A 17,631-nucleotide genomic window follows, 5' to 3' on the forward strand; every position below is an offset into this window, starting at 1 on the left:
GTGGAGTCGTTCAGGCATCACAGCACACATCACAAAACAGCTTCCTCATTCCTGCCGGGAGAGGAAGCTGTTGTTCGTATTAAAGGGAATAGGATTGCAGCAAGACGATCTGGTCGGATCATCTCACCTGTATCCTTGCCGCTTACTGCCCCGGATAGACAAAAGGAGCCATCCGAGCATACTTGCTCAGCTCTTCTTCAATCCGCAGAAACTGGTTATACTTGGCTACTCCCTCGGTACGGGCAACCGCGCCGGTCTTAACCTGGCCTGCACTCATGCCGGTCGCAAAGTCGGCGATAAATGTATCTTCCGTCTCGCCGGAGCGGTGGGAGATCATTGTCGTGTAACCGGCCATCCGGGCCATTTTGATCGCTTCCATGGACTGGGATACGGTGCCGATCTGATTGGGCTTGATGAGAATGCAGTTGCCAATATGCTTGCGGATACCTTCACGGAAAATCGCCGGATTGGTCACGAAAATATCATCTCCCACCAGCTGAACCCTTTGTCCGAGCCGCTGGGTCATGTTCTGCCATCCGGTCTCATCTTTTTCCGACATGCCGTCTTCGATAGAGATAATCGGATAGCTGCCAATCAGCTGCTCATAATAATCGCTCATCTGGCCGCTGTCCCATTGATTCCCTTCAAAATGATAGACTCCATCCCGGTAAAATTCACTGGCTGCCGGGTCCAGCGCAATCGCGATCTCCTTGCCGGGCTCATAACCGGCCTGTTCAATCGCTTCGACCATCAGCTTGATCGCTTCTTCGCTGGAGCCGAGCTGTGGCGCGAATCCGCCTTCGTCGCCGACAGAAGTAGCCAAGCCGCGGGCAGACAGCAGCGAACCGAGCATATGATACGTCTCCACCACCCGTTCCATCCCTTCCCGGAAATGCGTGGAACCTACCGGTGTAATCATAAATTCCTGCATCGCAATGCCTGTCTCTGCGTGCTTGCCGCCATTAATAATATTGAAAAAAGGCAGCGGCAGCTCACTGTCTACGCCGCCCAGATACCGGTAAAGAGGCATTCGCTGCGATTGCGCCGCCGCACGGCATACCGCCATCGATACGCCCAGAATCGTATTGGCGCCGAGTCTGGATTTGTTCGGTGTGCCATCCAGCTCAATCATCACCTGATCAACGGCAGCCTGATCGAATGGTGAGTGTCCTTTGAGCGCTTCGGACAGAGTCTCATTGACATGCTGAACCGCCTGGCGTACCCCTTTGCCGCCCAGCCGTTTGCCTCCGTCGCGCAGCTCGACCGCTTCATGTTCACCGGTGGACGCACCGGACGGCACAGCCGCTCTGCCCCAAGTGCCATCACCAAGCAGCACGTCAACCTCAAGTGTAGGATTACCGCGTGAATCGAATATTTCTCTTCCTTGCATCGCACAAATCGTAGCACTGGGCATAGTAGGACTCCTCCTGTAGATAAAATACTGAAGATGAGAACAAATGCGGGTGAACCGGAAGGGAGAGGACATGGCAGCAGAACAAGCGATGTCTGGCATACTTTTACAAAAAAAGATGGAAATATGCGCAAAGACGAGATTATGAAGCGGTCTCTTAAAAACAGCCTTTAACAGGCTGGAACTAAAAGTTGCCTCTAAATAAGAGAAGCGGAGAATAAAAAAAGCGCCCCTGTGCAGGTCTCTAAAGCCAGAGACCTTATCAGCAGGGAGCGCTGTATATTCAAAGCATATGCATAAAGCTCATTCTGATCAACCGTCAACCATCAACCATCATTCTCCCTATTGTGTTTTTACACGGTCTGTTACCATGCCAAACGATAAAATAGGAAGAAAATGGATGAGGTTATAAACTTATACGCTGACAAGCCCTATTCGAGTGGATGAACAGCGATATATAGAAAAATTATACCAATGCCTCATAAGGCACTTTCTCAACGACATCAATCGTACCGCCGCCAAGGCAGGTCTCACTGTCATAAAAAACAACAGCCTGTCCCGGTGTAATGGCTTTTTGCTGTACATCGAATTGTACATGCACATTACCGTCTTCCTGCCAGGTCAGTGTTACACCCTGGTCCGGCTGACGATAGCGGAACTTGGCGGTGCATTTTACGGTTGTGCCTGCTGCCGGAACCGTTCCGTCGATCCAGTTGACACCGGAAGCGATCAGGCCGGTCGAGTAGAGACTTGGATGAGCATCGCCCTGTACGACGTAAAGGATATTTTTCTCCAGATCCTTATCGGCGACGAACCATGGGTTACCGTTGCCGGAACCGCCGATACCGAGTCCCTGGCGCTGTCCGAGCGTATAGTACATCAGGCCGTCATGTCTGCCTTTGACTTCGCCGGTAGCGATATCGACCATCTCGCCGGATTTGGCTGGCAGATAGTTGCTCAGGAATTCACGGAAATTGCGTTCACCGATAAAGCAGACACCGGTGCTGTCTTTTTTCTTGGCTGTGTACAGATTGGCTTCGGCAGCGATCCGGCGTACTTCCGGCTTCGGCAGATGGCCGATCGGGAACATCGCTTTGGACAGCTGCTGCTGGCTGAGTGCATTGAGGAAGTACGTTTGATCCTTGTTGTTGTCTACGCCGCGGAGCAGTTTGTACTGTCCGTCTTCTTCAATGACACGCGCATAGTGACCTGTGGCCACATAATCCGCACCCAAATCGAGTGCCTTGTTCAGGAATTCCCCGAACTTGATTTCACGGTTGCACATGACGTCCGGATTCGGCGTCCGTCCGCGCTTGTACTCATCGAGGAAGTAGGAGAATACTTTATCAAAGTATTCTTTTTCAAAATTCACCGTATAATAGGGAATGCCGATCTGCTCGCATACGCGGCGTACGTCTTCCGCATCATCCTCGGCGGTACAATTGCCGAACTCGTCGGTGTCATCCCAGTTTTTCATAAAAATGCCGATTACGTCGTAACCCTGCTCCTTGAGCAGCAGCGCGGTGACGGAAGAATCCACACCGCCGGACATGCCGACGACAACACGTGTGTCTGATATTGCTTTGGTCATGGCTGATCACTTCCCTGATAAAAGAATTCGGCTGTCTCCCGGACAGCTCTATATGTCGTTAAACCTCGAATAATGAATTATTTCCCATACCCTGCATATCTATGTTACGATGGTTAAGAATAAAGATCGGAATACACTGAATTATTGAAAGTGCGTAACGGATATGCAACTGCTAATTATAATTCCTATTACTAAATAAAGCAATAATCTTTCGTGATTTTGGTCAAATCAAAGATGAGGTGTTTTTATGAAAATTTCAACCAAAGGACGTTATGGTCTGACAATTATGATGGAGCTGGCCGGCCGCTTTGGCGAAGGACCGACTTCCCTCAAAAGCATCGCCGAGAAAAACCAGCTGTCCGAGCACTATCTGGAGCAATTGATCGCACCGCTGCGCAATGCCGGTCTGGTCAAAAGTATCCGCGGTGCCTACGGCGGCTATATTCTGTCCCGCGAACCGGAACAGATCACGGCAGGCGAGGTCATCCGCGTACTGGAAGGACCCATCTCCGTCGTCGACTTTACCGATGAGGATGTAGCGGCCAAGCGCCATCTGTGGATGCAGATCCGGGATGCGATCGCGGGAGTGATCGATTCCACGACCCTCCAGGACCTGATCAGCTATCGTGAGCAGGGACAGGAAGACAACTACATGTTCTACATCTAAAGCCAGTCATATCCTGACCGGTAACGACATACCCTGCCGGATGCACCGGAGCGCTGATTCATAGCCGCTTTCGTGCATCCGGCAGCAGTAGCATAACGGATCGCGGAAGGGTACATTGGCAGAAGAGCCGCCCCTTCCGTTTTTTGTCGTTGTGCTGCTAACTATCCAGATGACTATTTATTGAATTGATATATATTGAAATGTCTGTCCATATCTCCCATTCCCATGAAAGTTCAGGTGACTCTATTATGAAATCCATTTATCTTGACCATGCGGCATCCACGCCGGTTCATCCACAGGTAGCGGAGGCGATGATGCAGGTAATGACCGGTACTCACGGCAATGCGTCCAGTGTGCATTCCTTTGGACGTGCGGCCAAGCGGATCGTGAGCAATGCGCGTGACAGTATCGCTGCCTCTCTCGGCTGTCATCCGAATGAACTGGTCTTCACCGCTGGCGGCACCGAGAGCGACAATATGGCACTGTTCGGAACCGCCGAAGCGCTCAAGGAAAAAGGCCGCCATATCATCACTTCACAGATCGAGCATCATGCCGTGCTGCACGCCTGCGAGGCGCTCGAGAGCCGCGGTTATGAAGTAACCTATCTGCCGGTGGATGCCACAGGACGCGTGAATCCCGAAGACGTACAGGCGGCTATTCGCCCGGATACGATTCTGATCAGCATTATGTTTGGCAATAACGAAGTCGGCACTCTGCAGCCAATCCACGAGATCGGCATGATCGCACAGCAGCACGGCGTCGTATTTCACACCGATGCGGTTCAGGCACTGGGTGCTGTACCGATCCACTGCAGCGAGCTGCCGGTCGATCTGATCAGCTTCTCCTCCCACAAAATCAATGGTCCGCAGGGAATCGGCGCATTATATGTACGCCAGGGCACCAAGCTGGAGCCGCTGCTGCATGGCGGACTGCAGGAACGCAAGCGCCGCGCCGGTACGGAGAATCTGGCCGGAATCGCCGGATTCGGCAAAGCGGTGGAGCTGGCGACAGAGCAGCTGGAAGGCCGCATGGAGCAGCTCACCGGGCTGCGTCAGCTTATGATCGACACCCTGAAGCAGGAAGCGGGCGCCGATGCATTTGTGGTCAACACACCGCTATCAGGTTCCCTGCCGCACATTCTAAATATCAGCTTCCCCGGCGTGACCAGCGAGACAATGCTGATGAACCTGGATATGGAGCATATTGCCGCAGCGAGCGGATCGGCCTGCACTTCCGGCTCACTGGAAATCTCCCATGTGCTCCAGGCAATGCAGCTTCCTGAAAATGTACTGCATTCGGCGATTCGCTTCAGCTTTGGATTGGGTAATACTAGGGAAGAAATAGAGCGCACCGCTCATAAAATTGCAACCATTTTGAAACGCGTACGTAGATGATGATCAGGGCTCCCCTGTATGGTGACTAAGGGAGGGAAGAGGTCAGACGACGCCAACAGCCGGGCAGGAAGGAATGCATTTCCGTACCTGCGCAATTTGTGCGATAAGGAGGTCCTGCCAGTGTTGAAGATGCAAGGAATGATCGGGCTTGCCGTATTTGATATTGAGGATGGCAAACAGCTTGGCAAAATTCATGATTTCATCTTAGGGGAAGACTGGTCTGTCCAGGGATTTGAACTGGAAGGCAAGGGTTTATTTTCACTGCAGGTCCGTACGGTCATATGGGAAGATATTGTCTCCTATGGCGAGGACGCTATTATGATTCGTAATCAACAGGCAGTGCGCCAGGTGGCGGCTGACGATATTAAGCATACATTTCTTCTTGGAGACAACAAAATCAAGGATATGCCCGTTCTGACCAGCGATGGTGCCAGACTGGGGTATGTCTCGGATGTTTACTTTAATCCGGAACTGGGTAAAAGCATTACCGGGATCGAAATCAGTGACGGTTTTATCTCGGATTTAATTGGCGGCAGAAAATGGCTCCCTGTCAGCAGTCAGATCACTTTTGGTGAAAGCGCCATAATGGCGCCGATGGCCAGTGATCAGCGGCTGGAGGAATGCCTTTGATTTGCAGTTGATGCTGTATCGACGGTTAATTCTGATTAATTAAAGCAGACACAGGATACCTTTGTATTTTGCGGTGTGAGAAGATCAGGACAAGCGTCAAAGGATGGGTCAACTGCCCAAACTTTTAGACGGATAGGGTGAGCGCGGAGTGAAATGTCCAAACTGCAGTTCCAAAGATATCGGCAAGATCGGCTCCCATCAGTTTTATTGCTGGGGCTGCTTCATTGAACTGACCGTTAATGGCGGTAAAATGTCAGTGTATCAGGTGGAAGAGGATGGCACGCTCAGTTCGCTGGACGATTTGTTCATCGAGAAGCCGGTGGCTGCATCTGCCCATGTGCAGATGTCCTCGTGAACATTTACACATGATGGTATGTACAGGTGTTGGTCGGTAACCATACAGTCTTAGCAGAATACATACCCTTTATATAGCAGCAGGCTGATGACAGAGGCCCCGGCAGATCGCGTACCTCAATAATGATGTACAGTGGATCGGCCGGAGGCCTTTTTGCAGCATGGATGGCGGACAGACACGAATCACCATCACCAGAGGAGCAGCTGTGCGCTGTACGATTGACAGACTTTCGCACGCTGGATATACTGATATAGGTTGTTGAAAAGCCGTGAAATCCCGGATAATGCCAGTAATTTGTGTGATTTGGATATACAGTGGGTTAATGCCTGTTGTTCACCAGCCTTTGCATAATAAAAAAGGGTTGCAGGGATAAACCGCTGTACGGAATACAAGAATACCGTCCCTGATCTTTGACAGGGGCGTTTTTTAGATTTTAAGGCTGTTACATAGCATTTTGCGAAATGCTGTCCATACCCCAAGGAGGCTCATTACTTATGAAAGCAAGTGAAATTCGTTCCAAATGGCTCGCTTTTTTTGAAAGCAAAGGACATAACGTCGAGCCCAGCGCACCGCTCGTGCCCAATAATGACCCGTCCCTGCTGTGGATCAATGCAGGTATGGCTCCGCTGAAAGCGTATTTTGACGGTCGTGTCAAACCGGAAAATCCGCGTATTACCAACTCGCAGAAATGTATTCGTACCAATGATATTGAAAACGTCGGCAAAACTCGCCGTCACCATACGTTTTTCGAAATGCTGGGTAACTTCTCCATTGGCGATTATTTCAAGGAAGAAGCCATTACCTGGGCATGGGAGTTCCTGACAGGCAAAGAATGGATCGGCTTTGATCCGGAACGCCTGTCCGTAACCGTATACCCGGAAGACGAAGAAGCATTCAAACTGTGGAACGAGAAGATCGGTCTGCCTGCAGAGCGCATCATCAAGCTGGAAGACAACTTCTGGGATATTGGTGAAGGCCCTTGCGGACCGTGTACCGAGATTTTCTACGATCGTGGCGATGCCTACGGCAAGCTGGACCCGAATGATCCGGAAATGTACCCGGGCGGCGAGAATGAGCGTTTCCTGGAAGTATGGAACCTCGTATTCTCCCAGTTTAACCATAACAAAGACGGCAGCTACACTCCGCTGCCTAACAAAAATATCGATACAGGTGCAGGTCTGGAGCGTTTTGCATCCATTATCCAGAACGTGGATTCCAACTTCGACACCGACCTGTTCCAGCCGATGATCCAGGAAACGGCTCAAATCGCAGGCGTAACCTACAAGCAAAATGAAGAGACCGATGTCGCACTCAAAGTCATTGCGGACCATATGCGTACGGTAACTTTCGCTGTTGGTGATGGCGTACTGCCTTCCAATGAAGGACGCGGTTATGTCATCCGCCGTCTGCTGCGCCGTGCGGTTCGTTACGGAAAAGTAATCGGTCTGGACAAGCCATTCCTGTTCAGCCTCGTAAAAACGGTTGGCGATGTGATGGGTATGTACTATCCAACCGTTGTTGAGCAGCGTGAATATATCGAGAAAATCATCCGTACCGAGGAAGAGCGCTTCCACGAGACGCTGTCTGACGGTCTGAATATTCTGGCTGAACTGGCTGAGCAGGCCAAGCAGCAGGGACAGAACGTGATCAGCGGTGCCGATGCATTCAAACTGTACGATACGTATGGTTTCCCGTTCGATCTGACCGAAGACTATGCACTGGAGAACGGATTGACCGTTGACCGTGAAGGATTCGATGCATCGATGCAAGAGCAGCGTACCCGTGCACGTGCAGCCCGTCAGGACAGCGGCAGCATGAAAGTACAGGGCGGCGTACTGTCCGACTTTGAAGGCAAGAGCGAATTTATCGGCTACGAGCAGCTGACTGTACAATCCACAGTGGCAGCGATTATCAAGGACGATGCTTTTGTGGAAAATGCAGGCGCAGGCGAATCGGTACAAGTCGTTCTGGATGTGACACCTTTCTACGCAGAGAGCGGCGGCCAGGTGAGCGATCTGGGTCTGCTGATCAGCGACAAGGTGGAGGCTTCGGTTGAAACACTGTTCAAGGCACCACGCGGACAGTCGGTTCATATTGTAACCGTAAGCTCCGGCGAACTGGCTGTCGGTGATGTCGTTACCGCCCAGGTCGATGCACCGAACCGTAATGACATTATCAAAAACCATACCGCGACTCACCTGATGCACAAAGCGCTCAAGGAAGTGCTTGGCAACCATGCGAACCAGGCAGGTTCCCTGGTCGAAGCAGAACGTCTGCGCTTTGACTTCTCCCACTTCAGCAGCATCACACCGGAAGAACTGGCAGATGTGGAACGCCGTGTCAACCAGGAAATCTGGAAAGCACTCGATGTGGAAATCAACTACATGGGTATTGACGAAGCCAAAGAACTGGGCGCAATGGCACTGTTCGGCGAGAAATACGGCGATATCGTACGCGTGGTCAAAATCGGCGATTACAGCATCGAGCTGTGCGGCGGCTGCCACGTGCTGAATACGTCCCAGATCGGTCTGTTCAAAATCGTATCCGAGAGCGGTATCGGTTCAGGCGTACGCCGGATCGAAGCGGTAACCGGACGTCTGGCTTACATGTTCCTGGACAGCCAGCTGGATCTGCTCAAGCAGGCCGCTGTGCAGCTGAAATCCAATGTACATGACGTACCAAAACGTGTAGAAGCGCTGAATCAGCAGCTGCGCGAGCTGAGCCGTGAGAACGAATCCCTGCAAAGCAAGCTGAGCCTGATCGAAGCGGGACAATTGACAGATAAAGCCGAAATGATCGGTGATACCCAGCTGCTGGCGACCGAAGTACACGTATCCAGTATGGACGCTCTGCGCGGTCTGGCCGATGAACTCAAAGGCAAACTGCCGGAAGCCGTACTCGTACTGGGTGCAGCGATCGATGATAAAGTAAACTTTGTCGTCGTCGTACCAAAATCCGGTATCGACCGCGGATTGCATGCCGGCAAACTCGTCAAAGAAGTCGCAGCCATCTGCGGCGGCGGTGGCGGCGGACGTCCGGATATGGCCCAAGCCGGCGGTAAAGACGCATCCAAGCTAAACGAAGCTATCGAAGCAGCCAAGAAACACGTTGCATCGGTATAATTTGTAAGCTTCAGGATCAAAACTAACTATTACTTTTGCTCATTTTGCGTACTCCACCCACAATTCAATTTAAAAATCGGTTTGGAGATCAGACGTGGGATGTATGAAACAAGCACAGAGCGGAGGCAAGGGAATAGGGCAAAGGACGACATTGGAGCACAGGAATCTTCATTTCCACCTACTCCAAAGATTCCTGTGCTCCACCTGAGGACGTGCCCTATCCCTTTCCGCAGCGCTTGCTGCACATAACGCCTGGAATTCCCCACCCAGACTTTTTAAAAAATTGTAACTTTTTGATTTGTTTTAGCGTAAATATTTCTTGTATATCCCTTGATGTGTTATGATGAGAAAGAATCAACATGAACATCAGGGGATTCCATTTTGAGGAAGCGTGTGAGCAAACACTTTTTCCGAAAAGCGAGGTGTCAGCGAGTGGACTCCATGGACAAAACGGTCAAGTTTAGTGTGAAGGGTGATGAGCAGGAGACCTCCTCACAGGAAATACTACTCACCGTGTACGATGCACTGGTCGAGAAGGAATACAATCCGATCAATCAGATTGTTGGCTATCTCATTTCGGGGGACCCCGCCTATATTCCCCGTCATAACAATGCGCGCAGCCTGATCGGAAAAAAAGAGCGGGATGAATTAATAGAAGAACTGGTCCGTTCCTACCTGGCCAGTCATCGGTAGAAGCGGAGCGTAAGCAATGAAAATATTAGGACTGGATTACGGAGACCGCCGGATCGGTGTCGCTGTCAGTGACGCATTCGGCTGGACCGCTCAAGGAGTCGAAGTTATCGACCGTCAGCGCAATCCTGACGTGGACGAACGAATCGCCGAACTGATCCGTGAATACGAGATCGGGGAGATCGTCGTCGGACTTCCCAAAAATATGAACGGCTCCATTGGTCCACGTGGTCAATTATGTGTCGATTTTGCAGAACATCTTCGGGAATCTGTGCAGCTGCCTGTTCACCTATGGGATGAGAGGCTTACAACAATGTCAGCCGAGCGCACATTGATTGAGGCTGATGTAAGTCGCAAGAAACGCAAGCAGGTCGTCGACAAGATGGCCGCAAGCTTGATACTACAAAATTACTTGGATTCTAAAAGTAAAAGGTGAGGGTGGTTAATATGGCGAAGGATCAAAATTTGCTTGAGGACGAACCAGAAATTATTTACATTCCTGATGATGAGGGTAATGAAGAGGAATTTGAAGTCATCATGAAATTCGAAGTCGACGGTTCGGACGCCAAATATATGATGGTCGTGCCTATGGAAGCCACAGAGGACGATACCGATGAAGTATATGCGTTCCGTTATGAAGAAGAAGAAGACGATCTGAAACTCTACATCATCGAAGATGAAGCGGAATGGCAGATTGTTGAAGAAACGTTTAATACATTAGTTGCTGAATTGGATGGTGAATAAACCGATGAGCGATCTTTCTGCGAGTAGCGTCAAGTTAACAACAAGACTGCTGGAAGCCTATGGTGTGCTGATCGAATTGACCGATGATCAGGGCCAGACAACAGTTTATCGTCTGATCAGCGAGTTTGAGACGGAGACCGGTGCTTATGCTGTACTGCAAAAAGATACAGGTCTGCCGGAGGATGAAGTTGAGATTCTCAAAATTATCGACTCCACTGAAGGACGTCCGGAGCTGGTAACGATCGATGACGACGATGAATGGGAAGATGTAGCCGAGCTGTATGACGAACTGACATTACCGTTTGAAGATTAATCACGGCTGGTTACAGCACGTAGTCCTGACAAGTGCTCAACTCATGTACTTACCTGAAAAGAGCGGAATCTTTCCGCTCTTTTTGGCTGTAAAAGGAGATGTTATATCCATTGCGTAGGCGGGCTGGAAGATTAGGTTGTCTGTTTTTGATCGTTATCATTATTGTTGTGGGAATAGCAGTATACGGCTGGCGTGCGATGCAGCCAACGGATGCGTCAGAGCAGCCGGTTGCTTATACACTTGAACAGGGGACGTCCAGCGAGGTGCTGGCCGATCAGCTGGAAGAGAAAGGATTGATCCGGAATGCGACTGCATTCAGGCTGTATCTGAAAATGAACAGCCAGGGCAGTCAGTTCAAGGCAGGCGATTATGAATTCACACCAGGAATGACATACGAACAGATCATTACCAAGCTGAACAACGCAGAAGTGGTCGTTCCGAAGACGATGAAGTTTACCATCCCGGAAGGATATACGGTAACCCAGATTGCCGACAAGCTGAGTGGTGAAGGATTCGTAGATCGTGCCAAGTTCATGGCACTGGTCGATGATCCGTCCCGGTTCAAGCAGGCACGTGAATGGAATGTGCCTACCGGCAAAGGCATTCTTCATCCGCTGGAAGGCTATCTGTTTCCGGCCACTTATAATCTTCCGATTGAGAGTACCGAAGAAGATGTAATTGCCAATATGCTGGCGGGTACACGTACTAACCTGAACAGTATCGACGATCTCGATGCCAAGCTCCAAACACGCAAAATGTCGTTGCATGAGCTGCTGACCGAAGCTTCTCTGGTAGAGCGTGAGGTCGTTGTACCGGAAGAACGTGCCGAAGTAGCCGGTGTAATCGATAACCGTCTGAAACAGAATATGAGACTCCAGATTGATGCTACCGTCCAGTACGCACTGGGCAAGCAAAAATCACGTCTGCTGTACTCCGATCTGGAGATTGACAGCCCGTACAATACGTACCGAAAGGAAGGACTTCCGCCAGGACCAATTGCCAATCCGGGGATTGATGCGATCCGGGCGGCGCTGGAACCCAAGACGTCGGAATATCTGTATTATGTGACCAAAAAAGATGGTTCCGGCAGTCATCTGTTTGCCAAGACGTACAAGGAACATCTGAAAAATATTGAGACCAGCAAAGCAACCAGCGCCGACAGCGGCGGCTAAGACAGCACAGTGAGAACATACACATACACAGGGATATAGTCCGGCAGGTCCGGGGTATATCCCTGTCTGTCCGTGAACGAGAGGAATAGACAATATATATTCACTCCAGGGCGGTCAGAACGATAGAATTACTGGTACAATGAACAATGTAGCAAGACAGGGAATCCTGCAGAAATAGGATGAATATACAGCCGTACAGGCTGGGAGGTGGCTTTACATGAGTAACAAACCCGAGCTGTTGGTGACCGTATCCTCGATGGAGGAGCTGCGCCGTCTGGCAGAAGCAGGGGCCGATGCCTTTCTGGTTGGTGAGGAACGGTATGGCATGCGTATGCCAGGCGAATTTACAAGAGAAGAGATTGCCGAAGCGGCAGCGTATGTGCATGCTGGGGGCAAACGCATTTATGCAGCTGTTAATAATCTGATGACCAATGATGTGCTGGACGAGCTGCCAGCCTATATCGCTGCTCTGCGTGATGCCGGTGTAGACGGAATCGAGTTTGGCGATCCGTCGGTACTGGCGGCAGTACGTGAGATTGCACCGGAGATGGCGCTGCACTGGAATGCCGAGATGACTTCGACCAATTCATCCACAGCCAACTACTGGGGCCGCAAAGGCGCGACACGGGCTGTGCTGGCACGTGAGCTGAATATGGATGAGATTACCGGCATGATGGATAAAATGGAAGTGGAAGCCCAGGTCCAGGTACATGGGATGACCAATATTTATCATTCCAAACGCCGGCTTGTGCAGAGCTATATGGAACATCAGGGCAGAGAAGTGAGCGGTGATCTGGGATTGCAGCGCGGATTGTTCCTGATCGAAGCAGAGCGCCGGGATGAGAAGTTCCCGATCTATGAGGACAGCAATGGTACCCATATTATGAGTTCGGAAGATATTTGCATTCTCGAAGATCTGCATCTGCTAATGGAAGCGGGTGTGCAGAGCTTCAAGGTCGAAGGAATATTGAAGCCGATCGCATACAATGAAGCTGTCGTGCGTGCCTATCGTCAGGCGATTGATGCCTACGCAGCCGATCCGGACAGTTATGAATTCAAGGAAGAATGGCTGGATGAAGTGCGTCGTCTGCAAGATCCGGAACGTGAGCTCGGTTTTGGATTCTTTTACAAGGAACAGGTGTATTGATAAGCAACAAGATCAAGGGGGAGATCTTCATGAGTACCATGGATAAACCAAAATATTTCGGAAAACGTCATCGTCTCGCCAAGCCGGAACTGCTTGCACCTGCAGGCAATCTGGAAAAGCTCAAGTTTGCGATCCACTATGGCGCAGACGCTGTGTACATCGGCGGACAAAAATACGGCCTTCGGTCCAACGCGGATAACTTCAGCTTTGAAGAGATGCGGGAAGGCGTTGAATTTGCCAATAAATATGGTGCCAAAGTATTCGTGGCTACGAATATTTATGCCCATGATGAAGATATTGATGGTATTGAAGAATACCTGCGCAATCTGGAGAATGCCGGAATCTCGGCCATTATCGTCGCCGATCCGACCATTATCGAGATTGCCCTGCGCTGCGCGCCAAAGCTGGAAGTTCATCTGAGCACCCAGCAGTCGACGATCAACTGGCAGGCCGTAAAGTTCTGGAAAGAAGAAGGATTGCCGCGTGTCGTGCTGGGCCGCGAGACCAGCCTGGAAGAGATTGCCGAGATCAAAAAGCATGTCGATGTGGAGATCGAAGCCTTTATTCACGGAGCGATGTGTTCTTCCTTCTCTGGACGCTGCGTACTGTCCAACCACTTTACCGATCGTGACTCCAACCGTGGCGGCTGCTGTCAGTCCTGCCGCTGGAAGTATGACCTGTTCGAGGATGCCCGTTCGCAGGAAGAATGGATATCCGAAGAGGAAGCGGCAGACAACCGTGTACTGGAGCAATTCCGTCTTGGTGTCAATCAGAAGCCGCTGTATGAAGAGAACGATAATCCGTTCTCCATGGGTTCCAAGGATCTGTGCATGCTGGAATCCATTCCGGATCTGATCGAAGTCGGTATCGACAGCTTCAAAATTGAAGGCCGGATGAAATCGATCCACTATGTCGCTACGGTGGTTAATGCGTATCGTCAGGCGATTGACTCCTACATGGCTGATCCGGAAAATTATGTACTCAAGCCGGAATGGCTGGAGGATATCAACAAGGCAGCCAACCGTCCGCTGAACACCGGATTTTTCTATGATACGCCGGATAATGAAGATCATATCTACGAGCCGGAAGACAAAGCCGTACCTTACGACTTTGCCGGGTTGGTACTGGATTATGATGCGGCGACAGGAATGGCTACCATCCAGCAGCGTAACAACTTCAAACCGGGACAGGAAATTGAATTTTTCGGTCCGGGCAATACATTCTTCAAGCAGACCGTAGGTCAGATCTGGGATGAAGAAGGCAATGAACTGGATGCAGCCCGTCATCCACTGCAAAAAATCAAAATGAAAGTGGATCAGCCGGTTCGCTACTTTGATATGATGCGCAAGAAAAATGTCAAAAAGGTCAAAATGTCGGCTGCTGTGTAATTCAGCGATCGATGGACCATTCTCATAACCGATAGCTTTAACTAAATAAATAAGGCTTTTTATACGTAATAGTATAAAAGGCCTTATTTATTTGCGCTAAAAAGGTTAATTTATCCCTGATATGCACCGATAATGAATGCATACGTATATCCATCGTACCTGTTTGGCAATTTGTGATAGTACATTTTAACTGTATAACTAACTTAGAATGACATCCTTTTAAAATGAATTCTAAAGTGGTAGGTGAAGGGTTATGGGATTGGGACGGAAACGGAGCAAGTCAGGACAGCAGCCGGTTAGACTGGATAAAAAATTGTTGAAAAAAAGCAGGGAAAGCAAGGGTAAGGCACAGCAGACAAACATAACGGGTACAACAGATTCATCTTCTTCAAGCGCAGTACATAAATGGTTTGAAAGAAAACGAGGCGCCGCCGCTTCAACAGGCAAACGCCGGCTTTTCGGTAAAAATGGCCGTTCCGCGCAGCCAAGTATCCAGCAGCCTGTGCAACAGGAATCGGAAGCGCCTTCAAACAATAAACCGGCAGTTATTTCCTCCAAAGGACGCCGCCGCTGGAAAAAAGGTACTGCATCGCTGGGGCAAACAGCCCGCAGCTGGCGTGAACTTCATCCGGCCAAATCGGTGGGAATGAAGCTGTTTTTGATTTTCTTTGTCGCGATTATGGTATTTGTGATCTCGCTCGGCAGTTTTTCTTATTTTCAGGCCAAAAGTGTCATCAAGGAAAATGCGGCGATCAGCAATGAGCAGACGATTATCCAGACCGGCGAGAAACTGGATGTTATGCTGAACCAGCTGGTAAATTCGTCGATTCAGGTGTTTTTTAATCCTACAATGCAAAAAGATCTGTCGGCATTGGGCCGAAGTGATCTCGGTGAATATGAAAAGTATCAGACGATCAACTCGGTGAGTGACAATCTGCAGAATCAGATGAACTCGATGGACTCTATTGAGGCAATCTATATGGTGCCCCTGGATGAATCGATGGATATTATCGGCGCAGGCGTAGGCATACCGGAAGCCAGTGAGATCCGAAGCAAGGAATGGTACCAATCACTCGCCAAAGGTGACAGTGTCATGACCTGGATTCCAACGGCCCAGATGGATGGTTCCAACAAGAACTTTACGTATGCGCGAGCGATGCGTACATCCAGCAGTGCCAGTTCGTTCGTATTCGTCATGAGCATTAACAGCAAGTGGATCAATGATCAGATCAGCAGCCTCAAGCTGGGAGACGGAAGCCATGTCGATCTGATCGGCGGGCCGGAGCATACTGTGATCGCTTCTACGGAACCGGATACGGTCGCCCAGCCTTCGGTACACGGATTTTTGAATCAGATTCAAAATGGTAGCGGACGTTTCGAGAATGATCAAGGCCGGGAGCCGACGCTAATAGCTTACAGTGTGCTGGATACCGTGGACTGGAAACTGGTAGGCACAGTACCTGTAGACTCACTCGTAGCCAGTGCCAGCGGAATTCTGACGATGACCTGGATTATGGCGGTGATCGACGGGGTGGTCGCTATTGTGATCGGTATACTGATCATACGCATGATCGGCAGACCGCTGCGCAAGCTGCAGCAGCTGATGAATCAGGGAGCTCAGGGGATGCTGCATGTGCGCACGGATCATCGGTCTTCGGATGAGATCGGCCAGCTGTCACTTGCCTTTAACGATATGATGAGCAATATTACAGCGCTGGTCCAGCAGACCAGCCAGTCCGCCCAGCAGGTGCTGGATACCGCCTCATCGCTCAGCCAGGCATCCAGACAGACTGCTGCATCAGCCAGCGAGATTGCGACAGCTACCGAGGAGATTGCTAACGGAGCAGGCAGTCTGGCACGTGAAGCGGAGCGGGGGACCGAACTGGCGGATACGATGAACCAGCAGATGAGCAGAGTCGTAGCAGCCAATGAACAGATGGGCACCTCTGCGCAGCAGGTGGAGAAAGCGAGTGAGACCGGTGTACAGCATATGGAGCAGCTGTTGAATCGGACGACCGTCACCGAGGAAATGATCCGTTCCCTGGGCGCGCGCATTGATTCGCTCAAGCAGAGTACCTCCTCGGTGCAGCAGGTGCTGGATGCCATGCAGAACATTACCAAACAGACCAATATCCTCTCCCTGAATGCGACGATCGAAGCGGCGCGGGCAGGTGCGGCAGGCAAAGGATTTATGGTTGTAGCGGGTGAAGTGCGTAATCTGGCCGAACAATCCCGTCAGTCCATCCTGATGGTAGGAGAGATCACTGCCAATATCCAGAGTGAAATGGAAGAAACGGTCAGTGTGCTGAATCAGGCTTATCCGCTCTTCCAGCAGCAGACCGAATCAGTCAAGGATACTACCTCGATCTTTGAGACCGTACAGAGCCAGATGCAGGAATTTGTCCAGAAGCTGAATTCGGCGACCTCCTCGATCAGTGAGCTGAATCAGGTGCAGCAGGTGATCAATGAAGCGATGAGCAATGTCAGCGCAGTGGCAGAACAGTCCTCGGCTACGTCGGAAGAAGTCGCTTCCCTCAGTAATGAACAGCAAAATGTCAGCGGTCAACTGGTAGCATTATCCGGACAGCTGGAAAATGTATCGGTCGAGCTGAAAGAAACGATTTCACGTTTTACCATTGAACAGGATAAAGATGAGTCGGATAATACGGCTGGTGCTGGTGCTGGTGCTGGTGCTGGTGCTGGTGCTGGTGCTGGTGCTGGTGCTGGTGCTGGTGCTGGTGCTGGTGTGGGTGCTGAGAGCGTGGAACCTGTTGAAGAAGATGATGATACCGAATTCAACGTCGAATCTGCAAAGCCAGTGAAATTGGACCATGCTGAGCTAGAGACGATATCATTGGTGAAATCGGATACAGCCTCTATTTCTGAACCGAATACTTTGGCAAATGCAAGTTCTGCTAAAAAAGAAACAGCAGAACCACCGATCCTGGAAAAGGAAGCGTGAAGCTAATTGGCTGAATTTCCAGCTGGGTATGCAGTTATATCCATT

15 protein-coding genes are annotated in these 17,631 nt (G+C 50.5%); 13 read left to right on the forward strand and 2 right to left on the reverse strand.

Features of this window, described 5'->3' with window-relative positions; genetic code table 11:
• Positions 1–142: 142 nt before the first annotated feature.
• Both eno and mnmA read right to left on the reverse strand, forming a co-directional pair.
• Positions 143–1,414, reverse strand: a complete 1,272-nt coding sequence (gene eno / locus WH45_RS05540; protein WP_046213405.1) for a phosphopyruvate hydratase — start codon at positions 1,412–1,414, stop codon at positions 143–145.
• A gap of 463 nt (positions 1,415–1,877) precedes the next feature.
• The gene (mnmA, locus tag WH45_RS05545) at positions 1,878–3,002 is read right to left on the reverse strand and encodes a tRNA 2-thiouridine(34) synthase MnmA (protein WP_046213406.1); all 1,125 of its coding nucleotides are present in this window, start codon (positions 3,000–3,002) and stop codon (positions 1,878–1,880) included.
• Between the two features lie 247 nt (positions 3,003–3,249).
• Here mnmA and cymR point away from each other — a divergent pair, with 247 nt between their 5' ends.
• From cymR to WH45_RS05610, 13 genes are all read left to right on the forward strand, one after another.
• Positions 3,250–3,669: a cysteine metabolism transcriptional regulator CymR gene (gene cymR, locus WH45_RS05550; RefSeq protein WP_046213407.1), complete on the forward strand. Its 420-nt coding sequence runs from the start codon at positions 3,250–3,252 to the stop codon at positions 3,667–3,669.
• Between the two features lie 248 nt (positions 3,670–3,917).
• Positions 3,918–5,063: a cysteine desulfurase family protein gene (locus tag WH45_RS05555; protein ID WP_046213408.1), complete on the forward strand. Its 1,146-nt coding sequence runs from the start codon at positions 3,918–3,920 to the stop codon at positions 5,061–5,063.
• Between the two features lie 123 nt (positions 5,064–5,186).
• On the forward strand, positions 5,187–5,693 hold the full coding sequence (locus tag WH45_RS05560) for a PRC-barrel domain-containing protein (RefSeq protein WP_046213635.1): 507 nt from the start codon (positions 5,187–5,189) through the stop codon (positions 5,691–5,693).
• 148 nt (positions 5,694–5,841) lie between these two features.
• A complete protein-coding gene (locus tag WH45_RS05565) occupies positions 5,842–6,048 on the forward strand; it encodes a hypothetical protein (RefSeq protein ID WP_046213409.1) in 207 nt (68 codons plus the stop codon).
• Positions 6,049–6,542: 494 nt separating this feature from the next.
• A complete protein-coding gene (alaS, locus tag WH45_RS05570; protein ID WP_046213410.1) occupies positions 6,543–9,170 on the forward strand; it encodes an alanine--tRNA ligase in 2,628 nt (875 codons plus the stop codon).
• A 432-nt stretch (positions 9,171–9,602) separates the two neighbouring features.
• Positions 9,603–9,863 (forward strand): IreB family regulatory phosphoprotein, encoded by a 261-nt coding sequence (locus WH45_RS05575; RefSeq protein WP_046213411.1) that lies wholly within the window; start codon positions 9,603–9,605, stop codon positions 9,861–9,863.
• Between the two features lie 16 nt (positions 9,864–9,879).
• On the forward strand, positions 9,880–10,296 hold the full coding sequence (gene ruvX, locus WH45_RS05580) for a Holliday junction resolvase RuvX (protein WP_046213412.1): 417 nt from the start codon (positions 9,880–9,882) through the stop codon (positions 10,294–10,296).
• Positions 10,297–10,307: 11 nt separating this feature from the next.
• Entirely contained in the window at positions 10,308–10,604 is a 297-nt protein-coding gene (locus WH45_RS05585; protein WP_017813467.1) for a DUF1292 domain-containing protein, read from the forward strand.
• Between the two features lie 4 nt (positions 10,605–10,608).
• Positions 10,609–10,917 carry a DUF1292 domain-containing protein gene (locus tag WH45_RS05590; RefSeq protein WP_046213413.1) on the forward strand — a complete coding sequence of 103 codons (309 nt, stop codon included), beginning with the start codon at positions 10,609–10,611 and terminating at the stop codon, positions 10,915–10,917.
• Positions 10,918–11,015: 98 nt separating this feature from the next.
• Positions 11,016–12,089, forward strand: a complete 1,074-nt coding sequence (mltG, locus tag WH45_RS05595; RefSeq protein WP_046213414.1) for an endolytic transglycosylase MltG — start codon at positions 11,016–11,018, stop codon at positions 12,087–12,089.
• 217 nt (positions 12,090–12,306) lie between these two features.
• On the forward strand, positions 12,307–13,236 hold the full coding sequence (locus WH45_RS05600) for a peptidase U32 family protein (RefSeq protein WP_046213415.1): 930 nt from the start codon (positions 12,307–12,309) through the stop codon (positions 13,234–13,236).
• A 29-nt stretch (positions 13,237–13,265) separates the two neighbouring features.
• Positions 13,266–14,624: a peptidase U32 family protein gene (locus WH45_RS05605; protein WP_046213416.1), complete on the forward strand. Its 1,359-nt coding sequence runs from the start codon at positions 13,266–13,268 to the stop codon at positions 14,622–14,624.
• A 253-nt stretch (positions 14,625–14,877) separates the two neighbouring features.
• Positions 14,878–17,586 (forward strand): methyl-accepting chemotaxis protein, encoded by a 2,709-nt coding sequence (locus WH45_RS05610; protein ID WP_235338296.1) that lies wholly within the window; start codon positions 14,878–14,880, stop codon positions 17,584–17,586.
• Positions 17,587–17,631 lie beyond the last annotated feature (45 nt).

It is taken from the genome of Paenibacillus wulumuqiensis, from assembly GCF_000971965.1.
Taxonomy (GTDB): Bacteria; Bacillota; Bacilli; order Paenibacillales; family Paenibacillaceae; genus Saccharibacillus; species Saccharibacillus wulumuqiensis.

Coding starts and splice junctions, on each gene's coding strand:
- WH45_RS05590 (WP_046213413.1), top strand. CDS start 10,609: ATGAGCGATCTTTCTGCGAGTAGCGTCAAGTTAACAACAAGACTGCTG.
- mnmA (WP_046213406.1), bottom strand. CDS start 3,002: ATGACCAAAGCAATATCAGACACACGTGTTGTCGTCGGCATGTCCGGC.
- WH45_RS05605 (WP_046213416.1), top strand. CDS start 13,266: ATGAGTACCATGGATAAACCAAAATATTTCGGAAAACGTCATCGTCTC.
- WH45_RS05585 (WP_017813467.1), top strand. CDS start 10,308: ATGGCGAAGGATCAAAATTTGCTTGAGGACGAACCAGAAATTATTTAC.
- alaS (WP_046213410.1), top strand. CDS start 6,543: ATGAAAGCAAGTGAAATTCGTTCCAAATGGCTCGCTTTTTTTGAAAGC.
- WH45_RS05610 (WP_235338296.1), top strand. CDS start 14,878: ATGGGATTGGGACGGAAACGGAGCAAGTCAGGACAGCAGCCGGTTAGA.
- WH45_RS05600 (WP_046213415.1), top strand. CDS start 12,307: ATGAGTAACAAACCCGAGCTGTTGGTGACCGTATCCTCGATGGAGGAG.
- cymR (WP_046213407.1), top strand. CDS start 3,250: ATGAAAATTTCAACCAAAGGACGTTATGGTCTGACAATTATGATGGAG.
- eno (WP_046213405.1), bottom strand. CDS start 1,414: ATGCCCAGTGCTACGATTTGTGCGATGCAAGGAAGAGAAATATTCGAT.
- ruvX (WP_046213412.1), top strand. CDS start 9,880: ATGAAAATATTAGGACTGGATTACGGAGACCGCCGGATCGGTGTCGCT.
- mltG (WP_046213414.1), top strand. CDS start 11,016: ATGTTATATCCATTGCGTAGGCGGGCTGGAAGATTAGGTTGTCTGTTT.
- WH45_RS05555 (WP_046213408.1), top strand. CDS start 3,918: ATGAAATCCATTTATCTTGACCATGCGGCATCCACGCCGGTTCATCCA.